Source organism: Mesorhizobium sp. M7A.F.Ca.US.005.03.2.1 (genome assembly GCF_003997795.1).
Taxonomy (GTDB): Bacteria; Pseudomonadota; Alphaproteobacteria; order Rhizobiales; family Rhizobiaceae; genus Mesorhizobium; species Mesorhizobium ciceri.
In genome coordinates this window covers 1-8602 of record NZ_RZRP01000196.1, presented here as the reverse complement: position 1 = coordinate 8602, position 8602 = coordinate 1, and the positions used below count along the sequence as shown (strand labels likewise).

The 8602-nt window shown below is 63.5% G+C and carries 7 protein-coding genes; 4 read left to right on the top strand and 3 right to left on the bottom strand.

The window, feature by feature from the left end; genetic code table 11:
- The 3 genes from EN991_RS13440 to EN991_RS13430 form a co-directional block, all read right to left on the bottom strand.
- Positions 1 to 1071: ABC transporter ATP-binding protein (locus EN991_RS13440; RefSeq protein WP_164769031.1), on the bottom strand; the 1071-nt coding region annotated here is incomplete at its 3' end.
- Between the two features lie 290 nt (positions 1072 to 1361).
- On the bottom strand, positions 1362 to 1817 hold the full coding sequence (locus EN991_RS13435; RefSeq protein ID WP_245460958.1) for a hypothetical protein: 456 nt from the start codon (positions 1815 to 1817) through the stop codon (positions 1362 to 1364).
- 154 nt (positions 1818 to 1971) lie between these two features.
- Complete coding sequence (locus tag EN991_RS13430; RefSeq protein WP_127368932.1) at positions 1972 to 3780, bottom strand: ABC transporter ATP-binding protein; 1809 nt, start codon at positions 3778 to 3780, stop codon at positions 1972 to 1974.
- Between the two features lie 191 nt (positions 3781 to 3971).
- Here EN991_RS13430 and EN991_RS13425 point away from each other — a divergent pair, with 191 nt between their 5' ends.
- The 4 genes from EN991_RS13425 to EN991_RS13410 form a co-directional block, all read left to right on the top strand.
- On the top strand, positions 3972 to 5330 hold the full coding sequence (locus EN991_RS13425; RefSeq protein ID WP_024503940.1) for an LLM class flavin-dependent oxidoreductase: 1359 nt from the start codon (positions 3972 to 3974) through the stop codon (positions 5328 to 5330).
- Between the two features lie 14 nt (positions 5331 to 5344).
- Positions 5345 to 6121 (top strand): DUF427 domain-containing protein, encoded by a 777-nt coding sequence (locus EN991_RS13420; RefSeq protein ID WP_024503939.1) that lies wholly within the window; start codon positions 5345 to 5347, stop codon positions 6119 to 6121.
- A gap of 34 nt (positions 6122 to 6155) precedes the next feature.
- Entirely contained in the window at positions 6156 to 7793 is a 1638-nt protein-coding gene (locus EN991_RS13415; protein WP_024503938.1) for an ABC transporter substrate-binding protein, read from the top strand.
- Between the two features lie 7 nt (positions 7794 to 7800).
- The coding region (locus tag EN991_RS13410; RefSeq protein WP_164769029.1) for an ABC transporter permease at positions 7801 to 8602 on the top strand (802 nt) is incomplete at its 3' end.

Below are 8602 nucleotides of genomic sequence, written 5' to 3'. Positions count from 1 at the left end.
GGGCGCGTCCTCGATGTCGAGTTCGGCGTCGAGCAGTTCGAATAGCCGGCTGCCGCAGGTCGAGGCGCGCGCGAAGGAATTGACCATCAGCCCGAGCTGGCGCACCGGCATCTGCAGGATGGTCATGAAGGTAAGGAACTGGGCGAGCGTGCCGACGCTGATCTGACCCGCGATCACCTTCTGGCCGCCGAACCAGAGCACCAGCCCCATGGCGGCCAGGAAGGAAAAATTCATGGCGCTGGTGTTGGAGACGCGGATGTCGACGCGCTGATTGGCGAGGTCCAGCGCATCGCGCTTGGCGCGGTCGAATTTTTCCAGCTCATGCCGCTGTGCCGCAAAGGCCCGCACGACGCGGATGCCGCCGAGGTTCTCATCCATCACCCGGCTCAGCACAGACAGCCGCTCCTGCAACGTCAGCCAGGTGCTGCGCAGTTTGAGCTGGGTGACCGAGGACCGCCAGGCAACGAACGGCACGAAGCTCAGGCTGAGCAGCCCGAGCATGAGATCGGTGCTGATCAGGAGATAGGCGCCGACGCCGATCAGCACGCCGAGCAGCACCACACGCAAAATGCCGGTGGAGAAGAACATGCGCACGCCGTCGAGATCGAGCAGGCCGAGCGTGATCAAATCGCCGGTGTGGACCCTGTCGTGGTAGGCGAAGCTCAGGCGCTGGACCTTCTCGTAGAAGGCCAGCCGCAGTTCATAGCCGGTGCGATGACCGACGGCCTCGCCATAGTAGTTCTGCGCCATGGTGAAGAGGCCGCGCAGGATCGAGACGACGAGCAGCGTCAGCGCCGTGTTCCACAGCGCCTGTTCCGCCGCAGCGCCGGCGCCTGCGGCCATCACGCCTTGCGCCTGGTCGATGGCGCGTCCCAGCAGGCGTGGAATGAAAAGCTGCAGCGTCGCGGCGATGAAGGTCGAGACGATGGTGATGGCGACCTGCCAGGGATGGCGCAGCGTCATGCGCACGATGCGGAGCAAGGTGCTAAGGCCCTTGCCCCAGGAGGCTTCCGCCACATGGGCAAACGATTTGCCGCGCTCCGATGCGCTGCTGGTTGCTTGCGTGTTCAAGGAAAATATCCAAACCAATCCGGACGTTAGCCCGGACTAATAAAGCAGACTCAATGTGAGCGGTTGACTTGGCGCTATGTTACGCGGGTCTGGCTTGGCCCTTCAAGAGCCAATGCCGGCATCGCACTGTGCCTGAAGGAAAGCGAACATGCGGCTGTGACCTGGCTGGCACCAGCGGCGGAATCCTGCCGATCTTGCCGAAGGGCGTTGGCCGGACGAGGCCAGCACCTAGTGTACGCAAGCGCCGGCCGGACGGCATGCGACCTTCCATCCGGCCGGAATCCGGTTTGCTAGGCAGGTATCAGGACGGCGATCCGATGCACGCCGACCTCCTTGCTTGTATTTGTCGCCTCGTCGGTCTTGCCTTTGGCGCAGGTGTACATGTCACCCGTCTTGAGCTTGAATTCCTTGTCGGCCTTCTTGATCGTGAACGCACCTGAAGCAATGGTGCAGATCATATCGTTGTCCATCACCATCTGAGGCGCGTGTGCGCCGGGCTGAAATACCACGTCGACAATTGCGATGCTCTTGTAGGCGGGAATGTCGGAGTTGCCGGTGCTGACCTCAACCACCCTGACACCGGGCGCAATCTCCTTGCCTTCCTTCGGGCCGTATTTCTTCGCTGATGCCGCCAGGGTGAACAGAGGCGTTATCGCGACAGCCATCACACCGAGAGCAATTGCAGACCTGCGATTCATGGTTTTCATTGCATCCTCGCACGTCTTCGTCACGAAACGAATGTGCATGACAGTTATATATTAGCACAAATGAATGTACTTGTATGCGAGGAAGCGGCCCAACCACGGCGGCAGGAACTCCGCAGCAGCCGTCGGAGAGGTTCCAGACATCGACGATCTGCTTGCCGCTAAAACCCTGCCACTGCTGCGGACCTTCGGGCGCTCAGACACCCTTGCCGTGCCGCCAGCAGGCGATCAGATGCCCTGCCGCGGTCTCTCGGGCCGGCGGCTCCGTCTTTCGGCAGTCGAGCAGGACCAGCGGGCAGCGGTCGGCGAAGGAGCACCCCGTATTCGGGACGCCGGCCGACTCGATCTCGATTGGAGCGGATAGTCTCGGCGCAGCTTCGTCGGAGGACGCAGCCAAAAGCAGGGCCGTATAGGGGTGGTTGGGGCCGCGAAAAATCTGGTCGGAGGAGCCGGTTTCGACCAGGCGTCCGCGATAGAGCACGCCGATCCTGTCGGCCATGTAGCGCACCACCCTGAGGTCGTGGCTGATGAACAGATAGGTCGTGTCCTTGTCGCGCTGCAGGTCGTTGAGCAGGTTGAGAACGGTCGCCTGGACGGAGACGTCGAGCGCGGAAGTCGGTTCATCGAGCACGACGACCTTCGGCACGCCGGCGAAGGCGCGCGCGATTGCCGCCCGCTGCCGCTGGCCACCGGACAGCGAACGCGATTTCTGCTCGGCCGTGGCGCCGGCGAGGCGAACCGATTGCAGCAGGTCGCCGACGCGGGCTCTCACCTCGCTGCGGCGCAGGCCGGCGAGCCTGCGCAGCGGGCGGCCGAGGATCGTGCCGATCCGCTGGCGCGGATTGAGCGTGCGATCCGGCGACTGGAAGACCATCTGCACGTCGCGGCGTTCGGCAAGGTTTCTCTTCTCGACGCGCGGCGCGACCGTCCTGCCGAACAGTTCGACCGATCCGGCGCTTGGCGTCTGCAGACCGGTGACGATCCGTGCCAGGGTCGACTTGCCAGAACCGGACTCGCCGATCAGCCCGAAGGTCTCGCCCTGGCCGATGTCGAGATCGACGTGGTGCAGCACTGGCTGGCTGCCGAAGGCATGACTGATGCCTTTGCAGGCGATCGCGATGCGGCGTTCTTTTGGCAGGCCGGCGTCTTCGCCTTGGACTATTGGGTGCGCTGGCACGCCGTCCGTCTCCGCCAGTCTTCCGTCCCGCTTGGTGTAGTTGAGCGCCGGGATCGAGGCGATGAGCGCCTTGGTGTAGGCGTGAGAGGGGTTGTCGAAGACATCGCTCGCAACGCCGCTTTCGACCACGGTTCCCGCCTGCATCACCGCCACCCGGTCGCAGGAGCGGCGGATCATATTGATGTCGTGGCTGATCAGCAGGATGCTGGTTTTGTGATCCTTGCGTAAGTCGGAGAGGATGGCGATGATCTCGGACTGGACGCTGGCGTCGAGCGCCGTCGTCGGCTCATCCAGCACCAGCAGCGATGGGTCGAGCGCAATGGCAATGGCGATGTTGGCGCGCTGCTGCATGCCGCCGGAGAGTTCGTGCGGATAGAGATCCAGCACCCGCTCCGGATGGCTGACCCGGACGCGGCCGAGCAGTTCGGCGGCGCGCCCGCGCGCCTCTTCGAGGCGAACCGGGCGATGCCGCATGACCGTCTCGGTGATCTGGCGGCCGATCGTCATGCTTGGATTGAGGGCAGCACCGGGATGCTGGTAGACGGCGGCGATATGATTTCCCCTGAGCCGGCGCAGCTGCTCGGCGGAAAGGTCGCGGATTTCGCGGCCCTGGAATTCCAGCGCCGACGCAGCGATGCGGGCGTTTTTCGGCAGATAGCGCAATATGGCGAGCGCCACCGAGCTTTTGCCCGATCCCGACTCGCCAACCAGGCCGAGCGCTTCGCCTTCGCCGATGTGCAGTGACACGCCGCTGACGGCGGGATGCGATCCCTTGCGCCCGTCATAGGCCACGGACAGCTGGTCTACGTTCAGAACCGAGGAGGACATGGGGACTTGAAACCACTTTCTTCCAGCGCCGCCATCGAGGGCAATCGCTTCCGCTTTCGCAATACATTATCTTTATAAAATTACTCGAATTAAGCCGGAGCGCAATCTACCTTTCTCGCATCAGCAGAGATTGTCGCCGTCTGCCGAGGCAGCGCGACGGTCTCCGGAGCAGATCTGGAAGGAGGCCCGGCATGGCTCGAGACCACATGATCCTCAGCGCATTCTTCTTCAACCCGCAGGGCGATCATCGGATGTCGTGGCGCCACCCGAGGGCGCCGGGGCGGGAGGTACTGGATTTCGAATTCTACCGCGATCTCGTGCAGGCGGCCGAACGCGCCAGGATCGACACCATCTTCGTCGCCGACCACGTGTCGATCTGGGATTCAGTCAAGAGCGGCGTCGCCCATTACGCCAATGCCCGCCTCGAACCGCTGACGCTGCTATCGGCGCTGGCTAGCGTGACCAAGCATATCGGCCTGATCACCACGGCGTCGAGTTCCTACAGCGAGCCGTACAATGTGGCGCGCATGTTCGCCTCGCTCGACCATATCAGCAAGGGCAGGGCGTCGTGGAACGTCGTCACCTCGGCCATGGATGAGGAGGCGCGCAATTTCGGCCGAGACGGCAATATCGAACATGCTTTCCGCTATGAACGCGCGGCCGAATTCCTCGATATCGTCAAGGCGCTGTGGGACAGCTGGGAAGACGAGGCGCTGCTGATCGACAAGGCGTCAGGCCATTTCGCCGACCCCGACAAGGTCCATCCCATCGATCACAAGGGCAAGCACTTCAAGGTGCGTGGGCCGCTCAATGTCTCGCGGCCGCCGCAAGGCCATCCGCTAATCGTCCAGGCCGGCTCGTCCGAAGATGGCAAGAACTTCGCCACCGCCCAGGCCGATGCGCACTTCGCCATCTACAGCACCAAGGAGGATGGCATCAAATACCGTCAGGATATCAACGAGCGGCTGGCCCGCCACGGCAGGCGGCCGGAGAGCTTCAAGATCCTGCCCGGCATCCTGCCGATCGTCGCCGCCTCCGAAGCGGAAGGCCGGGAAAAGCAAGAATACCTGCAGACCTTGCTGCCGGATCAGGTCGGCATCGACCTTCTGTCGAGCTGGAGCGGGTTGGACCTGTCGCTGTTCCCGCCGGACGGGCCGCTGCCGCCGCTGCCGGACGAAAGCACGTTCAATGGCGGGCGCACATCGCTCAACCGGGTCAAGCAGTGGGCGAAGCAGAATCTCAGCCTGCGCGAGATCGCGCGCAAGCTCGCCAACAGCGGTTCGGTGCCGACGGTTGCCGGCACGCCGGTACAGATCGCGGACCAGTTGCAGGACTGGTTCGTTTCGGGTGCCGCTGACGGCTTCAACCTGATGTTCCCGCTGCTGCCAGAAGACTGGGTGAATTTTGCCGAACAGGTGGTGCCGGAGCTGCAGCGGCGCGGCGTCTTCCCGACCGAATACGGGCCGGGAACGCTGCGCGACCGTTTCGGCCTGGCGCGGCCCGCCAACCGCTTCGCCGAGCAGCGCGACAATGCGCGTGCCGTGTCCTGACCGGAAGAACGATCATGACCGTCGCACCAAGATTGCAGCCACGCGAAGCGACCGCGCCGCAGCTCGTCAATGTCCTGCACAGCCCCAAGCGTGTGCGCGTCAAATTCGGCGGCCGCACCATCGCCGACAGCCGCAACGTGCTGGTGCTGCGCTCCAACCATTTCCTGCCGATCTATTTCTTCCCGCCGTCAGCGGTCGACCCATCGGTGCTGAAACCTTCGCTGCATCGCGAGCCGCATCCGGTCGGTGGCGAGACCGCCTATTGGGATATCGACAGCGGCGACAGGCGCAGCGCCAACGCGGCGTGGTCGTTCGTGTCGCCGCCGGATGAAAACCTGGCGCCGCTGGCCGGCCGCATTGCATTCACCTGGAAGGCCGTCGACCAGTGGTTCGAGGAGGAAGAGGAAGTCTTCGTCCACGCCCGCGATCCCTATGCACGCATCGATGTTCTGCAAAGCTCGAGCCATTTGCAGATCTGGTTCGACGGCGAGCCGATCGCCGACAGCCACCGCCCGGTGCTGCTGTTCGAGACGCATCTGCCGACGCGTTTTTATCTGCCCGCGGAAGACATCCGGCTGGAGCGGCTGACGGCGTCCGTCACCACGACGCGATGTCCCTACAAGGGCATCGCCTCTTACTGGTCCGGCCTGCTGAGCGACGGTTCGGTGCGCCCTGATATCGCCTGGAGCTACCGGGATCCCATTGAGGAAATGCCGAAGATCAAGGGCCTCATCGCCTTCTATCCGCAGGCCGTCGACCGCATCCATCTCGACGGCGAGCCCGTCGCATAGATTTTCAATCTTCATTTCAAAGCAGGGTTTCAAAATGACCAGACGCAGAGATATCGACGCAGTTCGCAATCTGTCGGGGGACATCTGGAATGTCGCCGTCGACGAACATCAGGGCGGCTTTCTCAAGCGCCGCGATCTCCTCAGATATGCCGCACTGCTCGGCCTGACCGGCTTTGCCGCCTCGCAGGGGTTGGGAGGCGCGCGCGCCGCGGCTGCCGGCGGCGGCACGGTTCGCGTCGGGCTCGGCCAGCCGACCAAGGCGATCGATCCGGTTTCGGTCACCGATCCGGCCAGCATCGGGGTGATCAGCCAGGTCGGCGAGTATCTGATCCTCGACGATCCGAAGGATGGTCTGCAGCCGAAGCTGGCTCTGTCCTGGGAGGCCAACGAGACGGCCAGCCGCTGGACCTTCAAATTGCGGCAAGGGGTAAAATTCCACGATGGCCGCGCGGTCACCGCCAAAGACGTTGTGGCGAGCTTCGAGCGGCTGGTCGATCCGGCCAGCGGCTCGTCGGCGTTGTCCGCCTACAAGGGCATCCTGTCCAAGGGCGGCGCCAAGCTGGTCGACGACGAAACCGTCGCCTTCGATCTCGACGGTCCGAACAGCAACTTCCCGTTCTATGTCTCCTCCGACGTCTACAATGCCGTCATCCTGCCTGCCGACTATGCCGGTGATTTCGAGAAGACTTTCAACGGCACCGGCCCGTTCAAGCTCGAATCCTTCCGTCCCAAGCAAGGCGCCAGCTTCGTGCGCAATGAGAATTACTGGGGCGACAAGGCGCTGCCCGACCGGATCGAGATCAAGTTCTTCGACGACGAGCAGGCACAGGTGCTGGCTTTGCAGGCCGGCCAGCTCGACGTGATCCCAAGCACGACGCGGCTGGAGCTGGCGATCGAGGGCAATCCCAACTTCAAGCTGCTGAGCGTGCAGGCGAGCTCGCACGACCAGGTGCATCTCAGGACCGACCAGGCGCCGTTTACCGACAAGCGCATCCGCCGCGCGCTGGCGCTCACGATCGACCGAGAGGCTGTGGTCAAGGGCCTGCTCAAGGGCCGCGCCATCGTCGGCAACGACACGCCGTTCGCGCCGATCTTCCCCTCGGCCGATCCATCGGTGCCGCAGCGCAAGCAGGACATTGCCGAGGCCAAGCGGCTGCTTGGCGAGGCGGGCGTGCCCAACGGCTTCGAGGTGACGCTGACCACCGAACGCGCCTATGACATTCCCGACTATGCGGTCATCATCCAGAACTTCGCCAAGAAGGCCGGCATCGACGTCAAGCTCAATGTCCTGCCGCAGGACGCCTATTACGGCTCGGCGACGTTCGGCAGTTCGCCATGGCTGGATTCGGTGCTCGGCATCACCGACTATGGCCACCGCGGCACGCCCGACATCTTCCTCAACGCCACGCTAAAGAGTTCGGGAGCTTGGAACGCGGCACATTTCAACAACCCGGCCTATGACGCGCTGCTGCTTGACTACTCGAAGGCGCGCGACCTGCAGGCACAGCGCCTTGTTGCCCGCAAGATCCAGACCTTGCTGCTCGACGAGACGCCGGCGATCATCAGCTACTTCTCGCAATACAGCCGCATCGTCAGCTCCAAGGTCGAGGGCGTACGCTTCACCGCGATTTCGCATCTCCTGCTCGACCGCGTTTCCTTCGTCCAGGCATGATCGCGACATGCTGACCGGTCGCATTCTGTCAGCGCGTGTGGGCACACTTGTCCTCACCCTGTGGCTGGTCAGCATTCTGGTGTTCTTCGCCGGGCAGGTCCTGCCCGGCGATGTGGGCCGTGTCATGCTCGGGCCTTTTGCCGACGCGCAAGCGGTGGCGGAACTGAACAAGCGGCTAGGCGCCGACCAGCCGGTTCTCGTCCAGTATTGGCTCTGGTTCAGCAAAGCGGTCACCGGTGACTTCGGCACCTCGCTGTCGATGCGCGGGCCGGTGGCGCCCTTCGTGCTGGAAAGCCTCAAGCGCTCCGCGGCGCTTGCCGGGATTATTTTGCTCTTCCTCGTTCCGCTCGGCGTTGGTGCCGGCGTCATCGCCGGTCTCAATGCGGGCCGCCTCATCGACCGGCTGATCGTGATGGCGGGCGTCTCCTTCGGCATTGTGCCTGATTTCGTTTCCGGCCTGATGCTGCTCATCGTTTTCGGCCTGTGGCTGAACTGGTTCCCGATCTCCGGAGTTGCGCCCGATGGCGCGGGCTTCTGGACGCATGGCTATTATCTGATCCTGCCGGCGCTGCCGCTGGTGCTGAACCTTTCCGGCTATATCGCCCGGATGACGCGAGCGGGCGTGATCGAGGCGATCGCCGCCGATTACACGCGCACCGCCGTCCTGAAAGGGCTCGAGCGGCGCGAGATCATCTTTCGGCACGTGCTGCGCAATGCGCTGACGCCGACCGTCGCGGTGCTGGCGACGCAGACCGGATACATGCTGGGTGGGCTGGTGGTGATCGAGGCGTTGTTCGGCATCCAGGGAC

What these genes read in the sequence shown, in the direction of transcription:
- EN991_RS13420 (WP_024503939.1), top strand. Translation starts at nt 5,345, where the DNA reads ATGACCGTCGCACCAAGATTGCAGCCACGCGAAGCGACCGCGCCGCAG.
- EN991_RS13435 (WP_245460958.1), bottom strand. Translation starts at nt 1,817, where the DNA reads ATGCACATTCGTTTCGTGACGAAGACGTGCGAGGATGCAATGAAAACC.
- EN991_RS13430 (WP_127368932.1), bottom strand. Translation starts at nt 3,780, where the DNA reads ATGTCCTCCTCGGTTCTGAACGTAGACCAGCTGTCCGTGGCCTATGAC.
- EN991_RS13425 (WP_024503940.1), top strand. Translation starts at nt 3,972, where the DNA reads ATGGCTCGAGACCACATGATCCTCAGCGCATTCTTCTTCAACCCGCAG.
- EN991_RS13415 (WP_024503938.1), top strand. Translation starts at nt 6,156, where the DNA reads ATGACCAGACGCAGAGATATCGACGCAGTTCGCAATCTGTCGGGGGAC.